At 64.9% G+C, this 19,668-nt stretch carries 18 protein-coding genes and 2 pseudogenes; 8 read left to right on the top strand and 12 right to left on the bottom strand.

The genetic code is table 11. From position 1 onward, the window contains the following. Positions 1–5 precede the first annotated feature (5 nt). Together NH14_RS32505 and NH14_RS32510 are read right to left on the bottom strand one after the other, a co-directional pair. Positions 6–860: an alpha/beta fold hydrolase gene (locus NH14_RS32505; RefSeq protein WP_035533722.1), complete on the bottom strand. Its 855-nt coding sequence runs from the start codon at positions 858–860 to the stop codon at positions 6–8. Between the two features lie 220 nt (positions 861–1,080). Beyond that, complete coding sequence (locus tag NH14_RS32510; RefSeq protein WP_161790890.1) at positions 1,081–1,887, bottom strand: helix-turn-helix domain-containing protein; 807 nt, start codon at positions 1,885–1,887, stop codon at positions 1,081–1,083. 97 nt (positions 1,888–1,984) lie between these two features. Here NH14_RS32510 and NH14_RS32515 point away from each other — a divergent pair, with 97 nt between their 5' ends. After that, positions 1,985–2,458, top strand: coding sequence for a FixH family protein (locus NH14_RS32515; protein ID WP_052148533.1), 474 nt, complete (start codon positions 1,985–1,987; stop codon positions 2,456–2,458). After that, on the top strand, positions 2,455–3,795 hold the full coding sequence (locus NH14_RS32520; RefSeq protein ID WP_084225941.1) for a cytochrome-c peroxidase: 1,341 nt from the start codon (positions 2,455–2,457) through the stop codon (positions 3,793–3,795). Before NH14_RS32515 ends, NH14_RS32520 begins: the two co-directional genes overlap by 4 nt. 511 nt (positions 3,796–4,306) lie before the next feature. On the opposite strand, the gene NH14_RS32525 is transcribed toward NH14_RS32520, so the two are convergent. Together NH14_RS32525 and NH14_RS32530 are read right to left on the bottom strand one after the other, a co-directional pair. Next, on the bottom strand, positions 4,307–4,618 hold the full coding sequence (locus tag NH14_RS32525; protein ID WP_035533725.1) for a high-potential iron-sulfur protein: 312 nt from the start codon (positions 4,616–4,618) through the stop codon (positions 4,307–4,309). 192 nt (positions 4,619–4,810) lie between these two features. Continuing rightward, positions 4,811–5,524, bottom strand: a pseudogene (locus NH14_RS32530) (GNAT family N-acetyltransferase); the annotation flags it as partial. 501 nt (positions 5,525–6,025) lie between these two features. Between NH14_RS32530 and NH14_RS32535 the strand changes: the two are divergent. After that, on the top strand, positions 6,026–6,571 hold the full coding sequence (locus tag NH14_RS32535) for a sigma-70 family RNA polymerase sigma factor (RefSeq protein WP_035533777.1): 546 nt from the start codon (positions 6,026–6,028) through the stop codon (positions 6,569–6,571). Then, positions 6,568–7,209 (top strand): DUF1109 domain-containing protein, encoded by a 642-nt coding sequence (locus tag NH14_RS32540; protein ID WP_035533728.1) that lies wholly within the window; start codon positions 6,568–6,570, stop codon positions 7,207–7,209. The genes NH14_RS32535 and NH14_RS32540 overlap by 4 nt, the downstream gene beginning before the upstream one ends. Before the next feature lie 74 nt (positions 7,210–7,283). On the opposite strand, the gene NH14_RS32545 is transcribed toward NH14_RS32540, so the two are convergent. The 4 genes from NH14_RS32545 to NH14_RS32560 all read right to left on the bottom strand — a co-directional run bounded on the left by NH14_RS32545 (position 7,284) and on the right by NH14_RS32560 (position 12,087). Then, positions 7,284–8,684, bottom strand: coding sequence for an MFS transporter (locus tag NH14_RS32545; protein ID WP_035533730.1), 1,401 nt, complete (start codon positions 8,682–8,684; stop codon positions 7,284–7,286). 134 nt (positions 8,685–8,818) lie between these two features. Next, positions 8,819–9,997: a CaiB/BaiF CoA transferase family protein gene (locus NH14_RS32550; protein WP_035533731.1), complete on the bottom strand. Its 1,179-nt coding sequence runs from the start codon at positions 9,995–9,997 to the stop codon at positions 8,819–8,821. Positions 9,998–10,026: 29 nt separating this feature from the next. Next, positions 10,027–11,187: an acyl-CoA dehydrogenase family protein gene (locus tag NH14_RS32555; RefSeq protein ID WP_035533733.1), complete on the bottom strand. Its 1,161-nt coding sequence runs from the start codon at positions 11,185–11,187 to the stop codon at positions 10,027–10,029. Between the two features lie 36 nt (positions 11,188–11,223). Next, positions 11,224–12,087: an HTD2 family dehydratase gene (locus tag NH14_RS32560; RefSeq protein WP_052148520.1), complete on the bottom strand. Its 864-nt coding sequence runs from the start codon at positions 12,085–12,087 to the stop codon at positions 11,224–11,226. Positions 12,088–12,243: 156 nt separating this feature from the next. Here NH14_RS32560 and NH14_RS32565 point away from each other — a divergent pair, with 156 nt between their 5' ends. Continuing rightward, on the top strand, positions 12,244–13,191 hold the full coding sequence (locus NH14_RS32565) for a LysR substrate-binding domain-containing protein (RefSeq protein WP_035533735.1): 948 nt from the start codon (positions 12,244–12,246) through the stop codon (positions 13,189–13,191). Between the two features lie 64 nt (positions 13,192–13,255). Here the strand turns inward: NH14_RS32565 and NH14_RS32570 are convergent, their stop codons facing one another. Beyond that, a complete protein-coding gene (locus NH14_RS32570) occupies positions 13,256–13,681 on the bottom strand; it encodes a PRC-barrel domain-containing protein (RefSeq protein WP_407947206.1) in 426 nt (141 codons plus the stop codon). 203 nt (positions 13,682–13,884) lie between these two features. Then, positions 13,885–14,961, bottom strand: a complete 1,077-nt coding sequence (locus NH14_RS32575; protein ID WP_084225943.1) for a glycosyltransferase family 2 protein — start codon at positions 14,959–14,961, stop codon at positions 13,885–13,887. A gap of 516 nt (positions 14,962–15,477) precedes the next feature. Between NH14_RS32575 and NH14_RS32580 the strand changes: the two are divergent. Further along, positions 15,478–16,629, top strand: a pseudogene (locus NH14_RS32580) (cysteine desulfurase family protein); the annotation flags it as partial. A gap of 270 nt (positions 16,630–16,899) precedes the next feature. Here NH14_RS32580 and NH14_RS32585 read toward each other — a convergent pair. Then, positions 16,900–17,565, bottom strand: a complete 666-nt coding sequence (locus NH14_RS32585; RefSeq protein ID WP_035533781.1) for a DUF2278 family protein — start codon at positions 17,563–17,565, stop codon at positions 16,900–16,902. A gap of 76 nt (positions 17,566–17,641) precedes the next feature. After that, positions 17,642–18,154 carry a DUF1697 domain-containing protein gene (locus tag NH14_RS32590; protein WP_035533782.1) on the bottom strand — a complete coding sequence of 171 codons (513 nt, stop codon included), beginning with the start codon at positions 18,152–18,154 and terminating at the stop codon, positions 17,642–17,644. 113 nt (positions 18,155–18,267) lie between these two features. Here NH14_RS32590 and NH14_RS32595 point away from each other — a divergent pair, with 113 nt between their 5' ends. After that, positions 18,268–18,759, top strand: coding sequence for a flavodoxin family protein (locus NH14_RS32595; protein ID WP_035533739.1), 492 nt, complete (start codon positions 18,268–18,270; stop codon positions 18,757–18,759). A 213-nt stretch (positions 18,760–18,972) separates the two neighbouring features. After that, positions 18,973–19,668: a peptidoglycan DD-metalloendopeptidase family protein gene (locus NH14_RS32600; protein ID WP_052148521.1), complete on the top strand. Its 696-nt coding sequence runs from the start codon at positions 18,973–18,975 to the stop codon at positions 19,666–19,668.

A 19,668-nucleotide genomic window follows, 5' to 3' on the forward strand; every position in this document is an offset into this window, starting at 1 on the left:
CAGCGTCAACCCTGCGCGATGAAGTTGCGCACGTGCGTATTGAAGAGGTCGGCGTGCGTGCCGTTCATGCCGTGCGTCGCGCCTTTCATCGTGATGCGTTGCGCGAAGTCGATCCACTCTTCGAGCGCCTCGACGTTGTTGCGGAACATCGCCGGGCTGCGCTGGCCGTCGATCAGCAGCGTGCGGCACTTGATATCCGCAGCGGGGCGGCGCTGGTAGGCGGGCAGCGGGTCGAGCAACTGCTTGGGCAGCGTCGTGGCGTTGGCGACGGCCATTTCGCGGAAGGCGTGCGGGCTCTTGCGCCAGGCGCCCGGCATGCTCACCGAATCCACGAACAATTCGAGCCCTTCTTCCAGATCGCCGCGCTCGATGAGATCGGCCGCGCGCGTACGCAGCGCATTGGTGGCGGGCGGGAGCACGTCCTCGTCGTCTTCGAGGCGGCGCAGCGGGCCGCCCGGGTCCGCGAGCACGAGCGTGCGCACGAGGCGCGGATAGCGGCGCGCGAGATGATACGCAATCGAGCCGCCACGCGAATGGCCCACCAGATGCACCGACTCGAGCCCCATCGCGACGATGAAGTCGGCCAGTTCGTGCAGATGGCTTTCCCAGCCGAATTCGCTCTGGATGCAGGCGTCGGCGGCGGGCCAGTAATGGCTGAGGCTCGGCGCGATGCAGCGGAAGTCGTCCGCGAGACCGTCCAGTTGCGGCGCCCAGTAGCGGTAGTCGCATAGCGAGCCGTGCACGAACAGCACCGGTTCACCTGTCCCCCGTTCAAGGTACGGCAGAACGATGCCCGAATCGAGCGTCGCGAACGACAGGTCGGGCGGAGCAAGCAGGGAGGGATCGATGCGTTGGTTCACGGAGAGCACTCCAGTCACGGAGATGACACTTTGCCGCATGCCGAGACTTAAGGGAAACGCAATAAATTGAACGTTGCGATCAGATTTTCTGATTGAAAAGCAAGTGAAAGAAAGCCTGGGCCGGGATGGTCGATTGTGAGGTGCTTGAAGAAACCAGTGCGGCTCAAGGAGCTCCTGGCCCACCTGCGTTGCTGCTTTGGGGGGCAACGCAGGGTACTCCTTACACTATTGTGTGAAGGCGCACTGCTGTCGGCTCGAAGCCGAACATGCGCTTGTGGGTGCGAGTCAAGTGAGCCGAGTCTGCAAATCCTGCCTCATGCGCGGCGTCGGTCCAGGACGCGCCGGTCATAGCCGCTTCGATGGCCAGGTTGATGCGCAGCCAGAGGAGGTACGCTCTGAACGAGCTGCCGGTCCCGGCAACGAACAGATGTCGAAAACGACTCTCCGAGAGTGCGATAGCTGAAGCCACTTCACTCAGCGAGAGTGAGTTCCGGATATTTGAGCGGATATATTCCAGCGCCCGGGTAAGGCGCGGGTCCAACTCCTCGGCCGGCTTGATCGCAGTCTCACACAGTTCTGCGACAGCCAACGTTGCGGCCTCAACCATGTCCTTTGCCAACTGGCTCGACTGTAACGCTTCGGACAGCAATCTGGCGGCGGCTCGGGCACCTGCGGCCGGAAGTTCGGCGACAGAATTCGAGCCATATCGTGCGGTGAGCGCACGCCCAGCGCGGGTTTCGGGTTCGATGAAGAGGTGGGCCAGGGATGCCGCGCCATCAATTTCGAACTGATGCGCGCATTTACCAGGGACGATGGCGCCTTCGTAAGCGGTCCAGGCCCCCTCGGCCTCCGTGCGAAAGCGAAAGCTGCCGCTCAGGGCGACGGCGAGCTGATGGGCATGGTGCTCGTGCCACTGCGTTCTGCCCTGGCCTTCTCCTATCCAGAGGCTGCCGCCTTGCCAGAAGTAGACGCGACCGGACCCGCGCGTCATGGCCGGTTTCAAGGAATCACTCCGCAGTTCGCTCACGACGCTGCCTCCTCAATTCAGCCGTTTCGTTCAAGTTCCTTCCGGGCAGGTCCTCAACAATACCGGCTTCCGACAGCTCATTGTAAAGGACTCAGTCATGCTCAAGTTCTCCACTCCGGCAGCACTGGCGGCAGTCGTCGTTTCGCTTCTTGTTGCCGCCTGCGGCACACCGCCGGCGAACCTCGACCTTTCGCTCCAGCATCCCAGCTTCCACGGCAAGTTCCTGGTCCGCATGGACCCGCCGGCGACGGGGCCGGCTATCAACCAGATGCACGTCTGGCAGGTTCGCGTGGAGACACCCGATGGAAAACCGGTGCCTCACGCCACGATTGGCTTTGACGGAGGCATGCCGCAGCACGGGCACGGATTCCCGACCAAGCCCCGTATTACGCGCGAGGTAGCACCTGGAGTCTATGCCCTCGAAGGCATGAAGTTCAGCATGACGGGCTGGTGGGACATGCGTCTGGCAATTGAGGCGGGCGGAGCCTCCGACGAAGCCGAATTCAACGTCATCGTCGATGATGCCGGGATTCGGCGCGTGGTGGCCCAGGACAAGGATTCCGCTTCATGAACCCGAAACGCAAATCGGGCTCGCGTCCCGCATCGCGCTCAAGTGTGAGCAGCAGGCTCCCGGGTGCATTTGCCGCGGTGTCCGTGGTCCTGACATCGTTAGCGCTGCTTCTTCTCGCCTTCGGGCGCGCTGACGGTGCTACCGACAGCCTCGTCTGGTCGAAGGAGGAACGTGCTGTGCTGGCATCGATGCGACTGAGCACGCTCCCTGCGCCGCCGCCCGACCCGTCGAACGCTGTGGCGGACAAGCCGGACGCTGTTGCACTCGGCAAGCGGCTTTTCATGGATGTACGCCTGTCTCGCAACGGTGCGGTCTCGTGCGCCAGCTGCCATGCGCCTGACCATCAGTTTCAGGACGGATTGCCTGTCGGAAAGGGCATTGGCCTTGGTAAGCGCCGCACCATGCCTGTCGCCGCGTCGGCGTACAGCCCGTTCTTCTTCTGGGACGGGCGCAAGGACAGCCAGTGGTCTCAGGCGTTGGGTCCGATGGAGGATGCTGTCGAGCACGGAGGCAACCGCGTTCAGTTCGCGCATGTCGTGCAAACGCACTACCAGCGCGAGTACGAGTCGTTGTTTGGCATCCTCCCGAACGTGCAGGGGTTGCCGGCCAACGCCAGCCCGCTCGGAAGCGCCGACGAGAAACAGGCCTGGGCCCGGATGACGAGCGAACAGCGCGACGCCGTCAACCGGGTCTTCGCCAACCTCGGCAAGGCCATTGCAGCCTACGAGCGGACAATGACCTACGGCGAATCCCGGTTCGACCGGTATGTCGATGCGGTTCTCGCGGATGACCGCACGGGCGAGCAAACGCTTTCAACCCAGGAGGTCAGGGGGCTACACCTCTTCATCGGCAAGGCGCAATGCGCGACGTGCCACAACGGGCCGCTCCTGAGCGACCAGGCATTCCACAACACGGGTGTTCCGGCCAGAGACCCAGCGCACCCGGATCCTGGCCGTGCGCCCGCCACAACTAGGGCTAGATCGGACGAATTCAACTGCCTGGGCCGCTACAGCGATGCGCCGCCACAAGGCTGCCAGGAGCTGAATTTCATGGCGACCGATGACCCCGGCATGGAAGGCGCGTTCAAGACCCCGAGCTTGCGTAACGTGGCGCTGCGTGCTCCGTACATGCATGCGGGCCAGTTCGCGAGCCTTGATGCGGTAGTGCAGCACTACGTGCGTTCGCCGGCAGCGGTAGTCGGACATTCCGAGCTGGCTCGGAGTGATTCGGAGCACACCGTCCGCAGACCCATCCGCTTGACGGAGGCGGAAATGCAGGACGTGGTCGCGTTCCTGAAAACGCTGTCCGGGCCTGTCGTGGAGCGCGCCACTCGTTAGTCCGAAAGAGAAAGCCTTATTTTTCCGGGAGCAGCGGGCCGCGGCGTGACGCTGGTAGACTCCGGCCGGCATTTTGTACCCATTCACCGGAGTTCATTCATGCACCGAAACCTGCTTCGCACCTGTATTGGCGCTGCCATGTGTCTGCTCGGCGCTTGCAGTGCCGCGAGTTCCACTAGCTCGTCGAATGCGGTCGGCGCAGGTCGCGACGCACACGGATGCATCGGATCCGCAGGCTATTCGTGGTGCGAGTACACGCAGCGCTGCGAACGCCCCTGGGAACTCGCAAAACAGAAAGGCTTTGCCACATCCGAGGCGAACTTCGCGCAGTACTGCTCCACTGGAGCGGTCAGGTAAACAGCGAACCGGCCCCGCAGGGCCGGTTTCTCCAATACGAAAGCTTCTGATTGTTATTCAGGACATCGTCTCATCTGTGTCTTTCAGATGAAAGGCGGCGCGATGGACCTCCTTCGTGATCCATCGCGTAGCCCGCGAGCGTCAGGTCTGAAAGTCAGGCCTTCTTGACGTAGGAGTTACACCACCCCTTCGCATACACCAGCTTGCCGCCATACGCGAGGCAGGGTCCGGTCGCTGCGCCGGCCTTGCCCTGATACAGCTGACAAGAGACACAGGTCTGCCCGACCTGATACTTGGGGAATTTCGCTTTGTCGACTTTGGTGGCGTCTTCCTTGTAACCGAGAGCCTGCGCAGTGGGGTCGCTTTCGGAAAGCAGCGGGGCGTCTGCGCGCGACTCGGTGGAAAGTACCGTGGTCGACGCGACAGAGGCGGCAATGATCATGAAGCGCCGGCGAGAGACTGGCATGACATGGACTCCTGTATGTGAGGGGATCCAACGGGAGCCGGCGAATCACCAGGCGCATGTCAGGCATGGCTCCGGGTCCGCACTTCGAGTGTCTCCCGTCGTGCATCGACTTCGACAACACTGGTGCGGGAATCAATGTATCACGGCGTGACATATGAATGCACGCCGTGTGTGAGCGCCGGGTCAGCCGTGGGCTTGCGCCTCTCGCAAGCTGGCAAGCGATTCGCGCTGATTGCCTTCGGCGTCGAAGTTGCCCGCGTCGAGCCACGCTTCGAACCCGCGCTTCACAACGGGCCAGTCCTTGTCGATGATGGCGTACCACGCGGTGTCGCGGCTGCGCCCCTTGTAAACAATGGCCTGCCTGAAGATGCCTTCGAACTGGAACCCCAAGCGCAGCGCGGTCTGGCGCGACGGCGCATTGAGGCTGTCGCATTTCCACTCGTAGCGGCGGTAGCCCAATTCGTCGAATGCGTATCGCATCAGAAGATACTGTGCCTCGGTGGAGAGCGCCGTGCGCTTGAGCCGCGGGGAGAACGTGACGTTGCCGACTTCGATCACGCCATTCGCCGGATCGATGCGCATGAGCGAGAGCGTGCCCACGGCCTTGCCGCTCGCGCGATCGACGATTGCGTAATGCAGCGGATCGGCGGAGGCCGCCGCGCCCGCGAAGTACGAGCGATACGACGCGAGATCGGTGAACGGGCCGATCGTCAGGTAGGTCCAGTCGCGCCCGTCCGTGGCCTGGCTGTATGCGTGGAAAAGGTCGGCGGCGTGCCGTTCGACGTCGATGGGCTCGAGGCGGCAGCGCGTGCCCTCGATGCTCACGCGCGCGGGCCGCTCGCGCACCGTCCAGCCGGAAAGGGCAACGCCTATGGGTTGTTCGTACTCGTTCGTTCTCGTTGCCATGCCTGACATGCTCCGTTTGCGCGACACCATTGATCGGGAATGAACACTAAAGTACCGCGCCCGTGGCCCCCTGCAAAGATCCACGGAGCGTGTCTCCGTTGGGGCCACATGGCTGCAGTGCGCATGCCGCAGGAAATTTCGAGCGATGTGTAACCCGTTGCGCGTCGCCGGCGAATTAGCCTGAACGGACCCGCAGGCGAGAGGTGCAAGCGGGCAGGTTCATTGGCGGAGAACGAAAGCGTGAGCTGGGCGGACACAGCGGCGGGATGGATGCAGGCCGATGAGCGTGACGTGCGAGGCAAGCAAGGGCCGCATGGCATGCGCCGTGCGGCCCGCGCTATTGCGGCGGCGGACGGCATGGGCTACGCTCTGTCGACCGCGCCCGTGCTGGACGGCGGCAACCTTGGCGCCGCCGCGTGCAAGCCTGCTGCAAGCGTCATAGCGGGTGCGGAGCTTGGCGCGCGCGCGCCATCCCTTCGGCCGGAGCACACAGGGCGCCCTTTGCATCCCGCGGAAATCCGTCTCAAAGCACTGTTCGTCGACGGTCTCGAAGGCGACGCCGACGCCTACCGCCTTTTCCTCCAGGAACTCACGCGGCATTTGCGCGGCTTTCTGCGCCGCCGCATTCCGCAATTGCACGAGGACGTGGAAGACCTCGTGCAGGAGATTTTGCTCGCGGTGCACAACGCGCGTCACACGTGGCGTTCCGATGAACCGCTGACCGCCTGGGTGCACGCCATCGCCCGCTATAAACTGATGGATTTTTTTCGCTCGCGCTCGCGCCGCGAATCGCTGAACGACCCTCTCGATGACCATACCGACCTGTTCGCCACCGCCGACGACGAACCGGCGCAGGCGCGCCGCGACATCGGCAAGCTGCTCGACCAGTTGCCGGACAAGCAGCGCCTGCCCATCGTTCACGTGAAGCTCGAAGGACGTTCGGTGGTGGAAGCCGCACAGCTCACGGGGCTGTCGGAGTCGGCCGTGAAGGTGGGCATCCACCGTGGCCTGAAGGCGCTCGCCGCGCGTATCCGGGGGGCGCAATGAAAACCGACGACCTGATCAATCTGCTTTCCACGGGCGTCGCGCGCGTGGATCGCAAGGCGGTCCTGCGCCGCTTCGCGCGCGCGCTGCCGCTTGGGCTGGCCGGATCGCTCGCGATCGTCATGATGGTGTTCGGTGTGCGGCCCGACCTCATGAGCGTGGCGCAAACGCCGATCTTCTGGGCCAAGCTCGCCTTCCCGCTTGCCGTGACGCTCACTGCCGCGCTGGTCGTGAGCCGGCTGGGACGCCCGGGCGTGCGCGGCGGCTACGCGTGGGCGCTGGTGGCCGCGCCCTTCGTTTGCGTGTGGCTGGCGGGGTGGCTCACGCTGGGCGCCGCCGCGCCAGCCGAGCGCGTGCCGCTCATGCTCGGCACGTCGTGGCGCACGTGCCCGTTCAACATCCTGCTGCTTTCGGTGCCCACCTTCGCGGCGGTGTTCTGGGCCGCGCGGGGCCTCGCGCCCACGCGCCCGCGCCTCGCCGGCGCCGCTGCGGGCCTCTTTGCAAGCGGGCTGGCCACCATTGCCTATTGCGTGCACTGCCCGGAAATGAGCCCGGCGTTCTGGAGCATCTGGTACGCGATCGGCATGCTGTTGCCTGCTGCGCTGGGAGCGTGGCTCGGGCCGCGGCTGTTGCGCTGGTAAGTTGGCCGCGCTGCTGACAGGCCGGCGCTCGCGTGGCCCAGCCCGAAGCAAGGGACGAGCCACGCCCGCAATGCTCAGCGCCCCTCGATACCGCCCGAGACCGCTGCGTTGCTTCGCAGTTCCTGTGCATCGCCGGTTTCAGGCTTGATGTCTTCGAGCGCGGCGCGGCTCGTTTCCACGCGCAGCACGAGAATGGCCGCGCACAGCACCGCAAGAACGCCGCTCACCATGGCGATCACGCCCGACACGCCGAATCGCTCGTACAGCAGCAACGCGAGCCACGGCGTGACGATCGACGAGGCGCGCCCGACCGTTCCGGCCACGCCCGTGCCGCGCAGCCGCACCTCGGTGGGGAACAGCTCGGGAATGTAGCCGAACAGGCCCAGCGTGCAGATCGTGTAGATCGCGCTCACGAGGCAGAAGCCCACGAACATGATGGCGGCGGGGTCGCGCAGCGTCACGTAGACCCAGCCGAGCGCGACGCTCACGACCGAGGAGATCAGGATGCCGCGCGCGCGGCCCACGCGATCGGCGATCAGATAGCCGATCAGGCCGCCCACGGGCGAGCCCACCGACATCACGAACACGAAGCCGAGCGACTTGACGACCGAGAGCCCTTGCGCGACGAAAAACGTCGGCAGCCATGCGATAAATCCGTACAAGCCCACGTTCACGCCCACGGCCGTGAGCGCCGCCACGACCGTGCGGCTGCGCATGCCCTTCGCGAACAACACGCCGAGCGGCACCTTGCCCTTGTTCAGATCGACGGCGCGCTGCACGGGCGGCAATTCACCCACCTGCGCACTGACCTCGCGCTCGATCGCGGCAAGCGTGGCTTGCGCCTCGTCGAGCCGGCCGACCGATTCGAGCCAGCGCGGCGACTCGGGCATGCGGTGCCGCAGGAACCAGACGACGAGCGCGCCCACGCCGGCGAGCGCGAACATATAGCGCCAGCCAAGATGCGGAATGACCCAGTAGCCCGCCGCGAGCGCCGCGAACAGGCCGCTATTGGTGATGATGGCGAGCAACGATACCCACTTGCCGCGCGTGGCGGGCGGCACGAATTCGGCTAGCGTGCCCGCCGCGACGACGAGTTCCGCGCCCAGGCCCAGACCCATGATGAAGCGCAGCCCGATGAGCCATTCGATGTTGGGAGCAAAGCACGCGGCGATGGACGCGAGCCCGAACACGGCAAGGTTGAGCTGATACGAATAGCGTCGGCCGAGCCGGTCGCCGAGCCAGCCCGCAATGAACGCGCCGAGCATCATGCCGACGAACGTGGAGGACACGAACATCGCGCCGTGGTGAAGGTCGGTGAAACCCTCCTTGACCATGGCCGCAACGGAGCCATTGGCGAGATAGATGTCGAAGGCGTCGAGAAACGCGCCGCCGGCGATGAGACCGAGAATCTTCCAGTGGAAGCGGGAAATGGGCAGCCTGTCCAAACGCCCGGCGGCGTTGACCGGATGTTGCATGGTGTTGTCTCCTGAATGGATTCGCCGCGAAGTTGTTATTTTTTTGCGGCTTGCATATCGTCCAATAAATTCTGGACTACTACGGTATTAAGTGATTTTCGGCCGATCAGTGTCGATGAAGCCGCATGGCGAAATCAAACCGTACCGCTCTCTCGCAGCGTGCGAATGCGCGCTTCGTCGTAACCGAGTTCTTGCAGGATGGCGTCGGTGTGCTGGCCGAGCGCGGGCACGGGATCCATGCGCGGGTTATCGGTGCGCGTCGCGCCCGGCGGCAGCAGCGCGGGAATCTCGCCGGCCGGCGTGTCCACGCGCGTCCAGCGCTCGCGCGCGGCGAGCTGTGCGTGTTCCCAAACTGCGTGCATGTCGTTGATATGCGCGTTCGCGATCTTCGCTTCTTCCAGCCGCTCGATCACGTCGCCGGCCGTGAGCGCGCCAAACGCCGTTTCGATCAGCTTGGCCAGTTTCGCGCGATGCGTCACGCGGCGGCTGTTCGAGCAGAACCGCTCGTCCTCGGCCAGCGCCGGTTGGCGCAGGACCGTTTCGCAGAAGCTCTTCCATTCGCGCTCGTTTTGCAGGCCGAGCATGACGGACTTTCCGTCGCCGGCCTTGAACGGCCCGTACGGATAGATCGTTGCGTGCGCCGCGCCGTTGCGCTGCGGCGGCGTCTGGCCGTCGATCGCGTAGTAGAGCGGGTAGCCCATCCACTCGACCATGCATTCCAGCATCGACACGTCGATACGCCGGCCGCGCCCGGTCTTGCCGCGCTCGATGAGCGCCGCGAGGATGCTCGAATACGCATGCATGCCGGCCGAGATATCGGCGATCGAGCAGCCGGCCTTGGCCGGCTCGTCGGGCGAGCCGGTGATGCTGAGAAAGCCGGACTCGCTCTGGATCAGCAGGTCATAGGCTTTCTTGTCGCGATACGGGCCGTCGCTGCCGTAGCCGGAGATATCGCACACGATCAGGCGCGGGTAGCGCTCGCGCAGCGTCTCGTAGTCGAGCCCGAGGCGCTGCGTGGCGCCGGGCGCGAGATTCTGCACGAATACGTCGGCGTCGTCGAGCAGCGCGTGCACGATGGCGAGCGCCTCGGCGCGCTTCACGTCTAGCGTGAGGCTTTCTTTCGAGCGGTTGGTCCAGACGAAATGCGAAGCGAGGCCGTGCACGCGTTCGTCGTAGCCGCGCGCGAAGTCGCCCGCGCCAGGGCGCTCGACCTTGATGACGCGCGCGCCCAGATCCGCGAGCTGGCGGGTGCAGAAGGGCGCGGCGATCGCATGCTCGAACGTGACGACCTTGATGCCTTCGAGAGGGCGCATGAGAGTCTCCGTGGTGCAGTCACAAGCGATCAGAACGAACGCGGCAGGTCGAGAATATGTTCGGCCACGTACGAGAGAATCAGGTTCGTCGAGATCGGCGCGACCTGATAGAGACGCGTCTCGCGGAACTTGCGCTCCACGTCGTATTCGCAGGCGAAGCCGAAGCCGCCGTGGAATTGCAGGCAGGCGTTCGCAGCTTCCCACGACGCGTCCGCGGCGAGCAGCTTGGCCATGTTCGCCTGCGCGCCGCACGGCTCGTGCGCATCGAAGCGGCGCGCCGCCTCGAAGCGCATCAGGTTGGCAGCTTCCACGTTGACGAACGCGCGCGCGATGGGGAACTGCACGCCCTGGTTCTGGCCGATCGGGCGGCCGAATACCTGGCGATCCTTCACATATTGCGAGACCTTGTCGATGAACCAGTAGCCGTCGCCGATGCACTCGGCGGCAATCAGCGTGCGTTCGGCGTTCAGCCCGTCGAGAATGTATTTGAAACCCTTGCCTTCCTCGCCGATCAGGTTCTCGGCGGGGATCTCGAGGTTGTCGAAAAAGAGTTCGTTGGTTTCGTGATTGACCATGTTCAGGATCGGCTGCACGGTCAGCCCCTTGCCGATGGCTTCATGCAGATCGACCATGAAAATCGACATGCCGTCGCTTTTCTTCGTCACGTCCGAGAGCGGCGTGGTGCGCGCGAGCAGGATCATGAGGTCGGAGTGCTGCACGCGCGAGATCCACACCTTCTGACCGTTGATCACGTAGCGATCGCTTTTGCGCACGGCCGTGGTCTTGATCTTCGTGGTGTCGGTGCCGGTGGTGGGCTCGGTCACGCCCATCGATTGCAGGCGCAGCTCGCCGCTCGCGATCCTGGGCAGATACTGGCGCTTCTGCTCGTCCGAGCCGTGGCGCAGCAGCGTGCCCATGTTGTACATCTGGCCGTGGCAGGCGCCGGAGTTGCCGCCGCTGCGATTGATCTCCTCCATGATGACCGAGGCCTCGGTGAGGCCGAGGCCTGAGCCGCCGTATTCCTGCGGGATCAGCGCAGCGAGCCAGCCCGCTTTCGTGAGTGCGTCGACGAAGGCTTCGGGATAGCCGCGCTCCTCGTCGATCTTGCGGAAATACTCGGCCGGAAACTGGCCGCACAAATCGCGCACGGCTTCGCGGATATCCTGGTAGTGATCGGTGGCTTCTTTCATCGTTTGGATTCCTGCGTATATCAGGGTGGATTGCGTTCAGGCGAGCACAGCGAGCGCCGACATGGTCAGCGAGCCTTCGTGATCTTTAGCCCAGAGTTCGATGGACTGGCCGTCCGCTGCGCGGCGGCCGCATACGGTGAAGGCATGCCCGAGGAAGGTCGGGCGCACGGCCTTGTAGCGGTACTCGCGCACGACGGCATCGGGTGCGAAGCGCGCCACCGTGTCGAGCAGCAGTGTGGCGATCAGCGGCCCATGCACGACGAGGTCCGGGTAGCCCTCCACGTTGCGCGCGTAGTCGCGGTCGTAATGAATGCGATGGCCGTTGAAGGTGAGCGCCGAATAGCGGAACAGCAGCGCTTCGGTGGGGTGGATCTCGCGCTGCCAGTCGATGTGAACGTCGGTGTGAACGTCGGCGGGAACCGGCGCGGGCGCTGGCTGCGGCTGGCCTGGCTGCGCGCTCTCGCGATATACGATGTCCTGCTCTTCGCGGATCGTGCTGACGCCATCGGCAATGATTTCGTGCTCGACGGTGACGAACGCGAGACGCCCGCTGCGTCCCGCCTTGTGCTCGACGCGAATCACGCGCGATATGCGCTGCGCCTGCGCGCCGATCACGAGCGGCGCATTGAACGTCATGCGCCCGCCCGCCGCCATGCGCCGTGGCAGGCCGAGATCGGGAAGGAAGCCGCCCTTGTGCGGATGCCCGTCGGGGCCCAGCTCGGCTTGCGGCGCGGCGGACCAGAAATAGAGCCAGTGCCAGATGGGGGGAAGCGCGTCGCCCGGTCCCGGCGTGCGGCCGCTGTCGAGCGTGGCGGCCAGCGCGGCAGCGGGTGCGGGGGATATGAGGTCGGTGACCGTCTGAACCGGCTGTATGAGCGGTTCCGGCAGCGGATGGTTCATCGCCGTCTCCAGCGCTGGTTCGGCCAACGCATTGCTATAGAAAGGATGGGTCGACTGTAGGCGAATGTTCCGCGACGCGGAAATACGGATTGAATGTGCCGGTCATAAGCGTATCCTATGGCTCTCGCATCTCAAGGGCAGCAAGGGCCCAGGCTCATGGACGTTCGCCAGCTTCGTTACTTCGTGAACATCGTCGATTACGGCAGTCTCGGCAAAGCCGCGGAAAAGCTCTACGTGGCGCAGCCGTCGCTCAGCCAGCAGATCGCGAAGCTGGAAGACGATCTGGCCGTGCCGCTGCTCGTACGCAGCCCGCAGGGCGTGAAGCCTACTGCCGCGGGCCAGGCGCTGTACCGTCACGCACGCCTCGTGCTACATCAGATGGAGCAATTGCGCCAGGAAGTGCGCGAGGGCGTGGGCGCGGAATCGGGCACGGTCGCCATCGGCCTGCCCACGACCATGGCCTCGGTGCTGGCGATGCCGGTTTTCGAGCGCGTGCGCGAGCGCTACCCCGGCATTCGCCTGCAGTTCTTCGAGAGCATGAGCGGCTATCTGAACGAACTGCTCGCCAACGGCCGTCTCGATCTGGCCATTCTGTTTCGCGACACGGCTACGCCGGGCATCTCCGCGCTGCCGGTGCTCGATGAAGAGCTTTATGTGCTCGGCGAACCGGGGCTGCCCGCCCGGGCGCGCACGTGTGCGCTCGCGGCGCTCGCCGACGTGCCGCTGGTGGCGCCCGGCGTGGCCAACGGCCTGCGCCTGCTGCTCGAACGAATCTTCGCGCGCGAACAGGTGCCGTTGAATATCGTCGCGGATGTGGACTCGTTGCCCATGCTGCTCTCGGTCGCGCAGTCCGGCGCGGCGTGCACGATCCTGCCCGCTTCGGCGCTGGCGCTGCGCGCGCCGGCCGAGCGGCCGAAGATGCGGCGCATTGTCGATCCGGCGATCCGGCGGCCGGCGAGCATTTGCTGGCCCAACGCGTTGCCGGTAAGCTCGGCTTCGCTAGCCGTGCGGCGCACGCTGTGCGAGTTGATCGAGGAGCTTTGCGCGAGCGGTGTGTGGACGGGGATCGAACTGAGGGAGGGGGGATTGGCGGCGGCGGGTTGAGTTGCGCCTGCAGGGAGGTCGGCACCCGGAGGCCAGCCACACGGGAGGCTGGCCTCGCGCGCGATTAGTGCTTGCTATCGACGCGCTTGGGCTTGGGCGGCGAGTCGATCTTGGCGTACTGGAATGCCGGGGTGGCCTTGAGCGCTTCCTTGGTCGCGCCCGGCAGATACAGGTTGCCGTTGCGCACGTCGAGTGAGGCGATAGGCACGGCCACGTCATGCGCGGCGACGCCGAGGAAGCCACCCGCTGCGACGATGGCGGCCGACACCGTGCCATCCGGCGCGACGATCAGGTCGCGCACCGTGCCGACCTTGGCATTGTCGTCGTTATAGACGGCCTTGCCGAGCACGCTCTTCTTCACGCTCCAGCCTTCGAGCAGCGCCTGCGACTGCTCGACCGTCACGGAAAGCGGCTGCGCGCCGGCTACCTGAGCTTGCGCACCTGCGCTGGCCACGCTTGCGGCCACAACCGCAACTGTCAACATCGTCATGCGGAAAGACATTTACCGTACTCCTGATTCAAGGGTCTGCTTCAAGGTGAACGCGCGGCGGGGGCTGCGCAGAACAACAATCGAGCCGTAATACTAGCGGGATTGAAGCAGAGACGCGTGTGAGGTGGCATGGGGCGGGGCGCATCAGGTCTGCGCGATATCAAGCTGGCCCAATCTCGGGCCCGCGCAGGCGTGACTCGCGATCAGGGCACGCGCGTACGCGTGACGTCGACCATCGGCGCAATCGGCGCGATTGGCGCGATTGGCGCGATTGGCGCAACCGGCGGCGCTGCATCCACGCCCAGCTCATCGGCATCGAACACCATCGCAGGCGGCTGGCGTTTCGCTCGCCGCAAGCCCTTGCCGATCATCAGCAGATGGTAGTAGAGCCGCGCGCTCAATCCGTACCGGTACGCGTGCAGATTCCCGAGCGCGAGGCTCAAGCCCTCGCGCGCCTTGTCGTTGCGCGCGTAGAGCGAGACCACGATGGGCACGAACCGGCGCATGGCGAGCCTGCGCGCGGGTTCGAGTTCGGGCGGCAGTGTCAGCCCCTGGAGGAAACGCCACGCGGCCAGCGACGAAGCGCTGGTCGTATTGCGCGTGGACTGCGAAACCGAGACATCGGTTTTCCGGTAGTACGAGACATGTTCGTCGATGTAGCACACGCCTCGCGCCGCGAGGCACAGGCGCATGCCGAACACATAGTCGCAGCACACGGCGTGCTGCTCGTCGTAGCTGATCTGCTTGACGAGTGCGGCGTCGGCGAGCCAGCCGTTATTCGGGAACATCTGCACGATGCCGGTGCGCCCCGGCAGGGCTTGCAGGCCCGCCGCCGCGCTCGTGCGGTGGTACGCGTGATTCATGTGCTCGCTCGACGCGTGATCCACGCTGCCGTCGTGGTCCACTTCATATTGATTGCCGAACGCGGCCTGAATCCCGGGGTAGCGCTCCCATTGCGCGAGCAGGCGCTCGATGCATCGCTCGGCCAGATAGTCGTCGTCGTGGATTAGCAGGATCTTGTCGCCGGTTGCGCGCGCAAACAGGCTCGCCACATTGCGCGCCTGACCGAGTGCGGGCGTATTGCGCTGGTATGCGAGGCGCGCGTCGTTGCCGTACCGCTCGGCAATCATGCGTTCGGTCTGGTCGTCGGGCGAATCGTCGCCGATCACGATTTCGATGTTCTTGTGCGTCTGCGCAAAGCACGATTCGATGCAGTCGATCAACAGATCCGGCCGCTTGTACGTGGGCAGACAAATCGAGACTTTGGTTGTTATCGTCATGGGCCTACCCCTTATTCCTTAGGGACGATGAAGAGGTTCGCAGTGCGAACGCCATTCGGCTGGCATGACGGTAAGCCATCAAAACTCGAAAGAAATGGAAAATAAATCGTAAGACGGGAGCATGCGGGAAAACGCGCATCTGGCGGGAATTACGCCCGACCAGGGCGAGAATCGAAAAGAAAATCGCAATCCGGCAGCAAGCGCTGTGCCGCACGGCCCGCCCGGTGGGGCGGCCGCCCGCAAAGCCACGCCCGGCGGGCTTCTTGCCCTGAATTCGCATGACACTGTATGGCGCCGTCATGGCCCTAAAAAACCGTGTGGAAGCGCGTGTGCATCGCGCTTGGCGCCGTGGTTTTGGCGCCACCGGATTATTTCCTTAATAGCGGCACCGTATAAACGGCCGAATGGAGAAAATAATTCTGCGCCTGGAAAACGGCGACCAGAATTATGGAAGCACTTTCTACGAACTGCGGCGTAGCATGATTGCCCATTCAATCAGCGACAGAACAACGAATCATGGGCGACAAACTGCACTATTTCGATTACGCGGCCACGACGCCGGCCGACCCGCGCGTGATTGCCGCAATGGGCGAATGCCTCGGCATCGAGGGTGCATTCGGCAATCCGGCCTCCAGTTCGCACACGGCGGGCATGAAGGCGCGCGGTCTCGTCGAAGAGGCGCGCGCGCAGGTGGCGGCGCTGATCGGCGCGGCTCCCGACGAAATCGTCTGGACCTCGGGCGCCACCGAGTCGAACAACCTCGCGCTGAAGGGCTATGCCGATGCGGCGACAGGCGCGCGCCATCTGATTACGAGCTGCCTCGAGCACAAGGCGATTCTCGACACCATGGCGAATCTCGAGCAGCGCGGTATTGCAGTCACCTATGTGCGACCCGATGCCGACGGCAGCATCGGCGTGGAGGCTGTGAAGGCGGCGCTGCGCAGCGACACCGGCCTCGTTTCGCTCATGCTCGTGAACAACGAGATTGGCACGCTCACCGACATCGCCGCGATCGCGCCCGTCGTGCACGAAGCGGGCGCGCTGCTGCACGTGGATGCGGCGCAGGCGCTTGGCAAGACGCCCATCGACGTGAAGGCGATGGGCATCGACTTGCTGTCGATGTCGGCGCACAAGGTTTATGGGCCCAAGGGCATTGGCGCGCTCTATGTGCGCCGCGAGGTGGCCGCGCGCATCGCGCCGCAGATGCATGGCGGCGGCCACGAGCGCGGGCTGCGCTCGGGCACGCTGGCCACGCACCAGATCGTGGGCATGGGCACGGCCTGCGCGCTGGCCGCTGCGCAGATGGAGGCGGACACGCAGCGCATCGCGGGCCTGGCCGAGCGCCTGCTCGACGGCGTGCGCGGACTCGAAGGCGTGAGGCAGAACGCGCGCGCGGCGCGCCGGATCGCCCACACGCTGAGCCTCACCATCGACCTGCCCGGGTTTTTCCCGTTCATGTTGTCGGCCGATCTTGCCGTGTCGTCCACCTCGGCGTGCAACTCGGCCTCGGGCGCGCCTTCGCACGTGCTGAGCGCGCTGGGGCTCGACGCCGGGGCGGCCAGCCGGACGCTGCGCTTCAGCATCGGCCGCTATACGACGCAGGAAGACGTCGATCATGCGATCGCGAGCATTCGCGCCGTGGTGGCACAATGCGCGACGAGTGCTGCGGCCTGTGCGCGCGCAGCGTGAACTGTGATACGTGGCTCACATAGTCGAGGAAAGCGGCGCTGCCGAAGTGCATGCGTCGTGTCGCGCGTCGTGCCACGAAGCGCTCGCGCAGCGCGACAGTAAAGGCGTCGGGTTCGGCTTTTTCCCGGCGCATCCCGCCTGCGCCTCGCAACGCCTCGCAACGCCTGGTGTAGGCATTCAAGCAAACCCTCGCATCGATCTTCTGAAGCAATCGCCTGAATCGTTGCCTGATCGATTGCCCGGGCGCACTTACGAAATCGGCTTCGAATCCGGTGTGGGATTGCCCAGGTCGTCGGTCGGCAGCCATTGCTGATCGAACGCCGCCACATAGAGCGCCCACTGCGGCGCGCCCAGATCCACGAGCAACGCGCCATCCTGCCAGATGTCGTTGTGGTCGGTGCTGTCGTCGCCGGGGCGATGAATGAATTCGCCCTTCGATCCCTGGTTCATGTGCACGTCGTGCAGGCCGTTGCCTTCGCTATAGAAGCGGCCGAACACGTAGACGTCGAAGCCCGATTGCATCGCGCGCACCAGCAGGCGCTCCAGCGTGGCGACCGGCTCGACCGCGTTCGAGCCGTCCATGACGTCGCTGTCGCGCCAGTTGCCGGTGTTGGCGAGAAAGTCGCTGCGCTGGAAATCGAGCGCGGGCAGCGCGTCCTGCCCGGTGAGATCGTGCGAGCCGGACGGGGCGCTCTGGAGCGTCGCGAGCACGGCGTGACGGAAGTCGAACGGCAGCTTGTACTTGAGCAGATCGTCGGCGTCGGTGGTGCCGACGTTCACCGCGATGTCCCATTGCGCGCCCGCGACCGAGAGGCCGAAGTGCAGGTGGTACTGCACTTCATGACGCCGCTGCGTGGGTTTGAGCCGCGGCGTAGTCACGATCTTGCCTTTCGCGTAGCCGTAGGAAAGTGCCATCTTTTGCATCTCCTCAAGTACTTGTAGCAGGGCGGTCCATCATGATGAGGCCGCAGCGTGACAGGAGCGTGGTGCTCTAGCGCTGGGCGGCCCATTGCGCGAGCGTGGCCACCGTGTTCATGTTGCGCGCGGTGCCGTTTTTCGCGGCGGGAATCTTGAGCTTCGAACGCGCGATGCCGTCCTGGTAGTACACGTAGATCTCGCGCGTGCCGAGGGCAATGCGTTCCGTGCCCTGGCCGCTCGCTTTCTCCAGCGCGTCGGCGCTTGGGGCGGCGTCCAGAAAGATCGCGAGCGTGCGCTCGGGTGGCGCGCTCGCGAAAGGATTCGCCGCGAGCACGGCGGCCATTTCATCGGCGGTGCGCAGCAGCACGCCAACCGGCTTGCCCGCGTAATCTTCGAGGCTGCGTTCGAGCTGTTGCTTCACACTCGCAGCCGAGAGCCGGCTCTGGAAGACGACGTTGCCGCTCGCGATATACGTGCGCACGCTGGCAAATCCAAGCGCCTCGCACATCGCGCGCAGTTCGGTCATGGGGAGCTTGCCGGTGCCGCCGACATTCACGGCGCGCAGCAGGGCGATAAACGTAGGCATGCGCGCATGATACTGCGGTTCGGGCGAAGCGAGCGATACGCGCAACGCGCGGGTATCATCGAAACGATGGGGCGCGCTATCCGGGCGCGTCGGCGAAGCGAGAGCAAATACGCATGAAGACGCTGCTGATCGTCTATCACACGATGACCGGAGGCACGCAGCAAATGGCCGAGGCAGCGGCGGCGGCCGCGCGCGAGCAAGCGGGCGTCGCGGTGAAGCTGCAGCGCGCCGATGCCACGCAACCCGAAGACGTGCTCGCCGCGGACGGCTATCTGTTCGCGACGCCCGAGAATCTCGCGGCCATGTCCGGCATGATGAAGGACTTTTTCGACCGCAGCTATTACGCGGTGCTCGACCGCGTGAACGGCCGCCCCTATGCAGTCATGATCTGCGCGGGCAGCGACGGCCAAAACGCGCTGCGCCAGATCGATCGCATCGCTACGGGCTGGCGGCTGAAAACGGTGGCGCAGAGCGTGATCGTTTGCACCCATGCGCAAACGCCTGAACGCATTCTGGCGCCCAAGACCATCGGCCCCGACGATCTCGAACGCTGCGCGGAACTGGGCGCGGGGCTGGCCGCCGGACTCGCATTAGGCGTCTTTTGACGCGCGCGTTTTTTCTTCCGCTATTTCAACCGCCTTGTTGTCCCTTGTTCGGCGCATTGCCCGGCTTCAAACATCACGCCGGTTACGCCTGAAAAACTGAGATGGGGTGCCACGCCCGCCTTTCATAATGCTCGTCTCACCGATTAAATGCAGGATGACGAATTAATGAGATCGAGCTTGAAATTGCGACGGCATGGCACTGTTTGGGGCGTCATGCTGAGTGTCCTGTTTGGCGCCGGCGGCATGCTGTCGGGGTGCGCGCTCGATACGGAGCGCAACCCCCCGCTTTTCGCGACGCATTGCCGGCCTGTGAGCGCGGGGCACTACTGCGTGCAGTCGGGCGATACGCTCGCCAAAGTCGCGCTGGGGTTCGGACGCACGCCACAAGACATCGCGCGCTGGAACGATATGGCCACCGGCGCCCCGCTGCGCGTAGGTCAGATGCTGCGGGTGGCGCCGCAGGATGCCGCGCCTGCGGGCGCGGCCCGTGATGCAGAAACGGCAGGCGCCTCGCGCGCAGCCGCATCGGCCCCATTCGTCTGGCCGGTCAACGGCATGGTCGTGCGCGAGTTCGGCGAAGGCGGCTCGCGCGGCATCGAGATTGCCGGCAGCGCGGGCAGGCCCATCAAGGCCGCCGCCGCGGGCCGCGTTGTCTACGCGGGCGACGGCATCAAGACCTATGGCCTCATGGTCATCCTCAAGCACGCCGATGGCTTCGTGACGGCCTATGGCAACAACCGCCGGCTGCTCGTTCGCGAAGGCGATGCGGTGCAGCAGGGCGCGGCCATCGCCGAAATGGGCACGCAAGGCGACGGCGCGGCGCTGCTTCAGTTCGAGATGCGCGAAGGCAGCCGCGCGGTGGATCCGCTCGCGCATCTGCCGGCGGATTCGGGGCCGGTCGTGGAGTGA

Source organism: Paraburkholderia sacchari (assembly GCF_000785435.2).
In the GTDB taxonomy this organism is placed as follows: Bacteria; Pseudomonadota; Gammaproteobacteria; order Burkholderiales; family Burkholderiaceae; genus Paraburkholderia; species Paraburkholderia sacchari.

Bases quoted from the DNA above. Each gene is read 5' to 3' on its own strand.
- NH14_RS32560 (WP_052148520.1), bottom strand. From the start codon at position 12,087: ATGAACCATCCGCTGCCGGAACCGCTCATACAGCCGGTTCAGACGGTC.
- NH14_RS32595 (WP_035533739.1), top strand. From the start codon at position 18,268: ATGAAGACGCTGCTGATCGTCTATCACACGATGACCGGAGGCACGCAG.
- NH14_RS32590 (WP_035533782.1), bottom strand. From the start codon at position 18,154: ATGCCTACGTTTATCGCCCTGCTGCGCGCCGTGAATGTCGGCGGCACC.
- NH14_RS32565 (WP_035533735.1), top strand. From the start codon at position 12,244: ATGGACGTTCGCCAGCTTCGTTACTTCGTGAACATCGTCGATTACGGC.
- NH14_RS32525 (WP_035533725.1), bottom strand. From the start codon at position 4,618: ATGCCAGTCTCTCGCCGGCGCTTCATGATCATTGCCGCCTCTGTCGCG.
- NH14_RS32545 (WP_035533730.1), bottom strand. From the start codon at position 8,684: ATGCAACATCCGGTCAACGCCGCCGGGCGTTTGGACAGGCTGCCCATT.
- NH14_RS32575 (WP_084225943.1), bottom strand. From the start codon at position 14,961: ATGACGATAACAACCAAAGTCTCGATTTGTCTGCCCACGTACAAGCGG.
- NH14_RS32600 (WP_052148521.1), top strand. From the start codon at position 18,973: ATGCTGAGTGTCCTGTTTGGCGCCGGCGGCATGCTGTCGGGGTGCGCG.
- NH14_RS32540 (WP_035533728.1), top strand. From the start codon at position 6,568: ATGAAAACCGACGACCTGATCAATCTGCTTTCCACGGGCGTCGCGCGC.
- NH14_RS32515 (WP_052148533.1), top strand. From the start codon at position 1,985: ATGCTCAAGTTCTCCACTCCGGCAGCACTGGCGGCAGTCGTCGTTTCG.
- NH14_RS32550 (WP_035533731.1), bottom strand. From the start codon at position 9,997: ATGCGCCCTCTCGAAGGCATCAAGGTCGTCACGTTCGAGCATGCGATC.
- NH14_RS32520 (WP_084225941.1), top strand. From the start codon at position 2,455: ATGAACCCGAAACGCAAATCGGGCTCGCGTCCCGCATCGCGCTCAAGT.
- NH14_RS32585 (WP_035533781.1), bottom strand. From the start codon at position 17,565: ATGGCACTTTCCTACGGCTACGCGAAAGGCAAGATCGTGACTACGCCG.
- NH14_RS32570 (WP_407947206.1), bottom strand. From the start codon at position 13,681: ATGACGATGTTGACAGTTGCGGTTGTGGCCGCAAGCGTGGCCAGCGCA.
- NH14_RS32555 (WP_035533733.1), bottom strand. From the start codon at position 11,187: ATGAAAGAAGCCACCGATCACTACCAGGATATCCGCGAAGCCGTGCGC.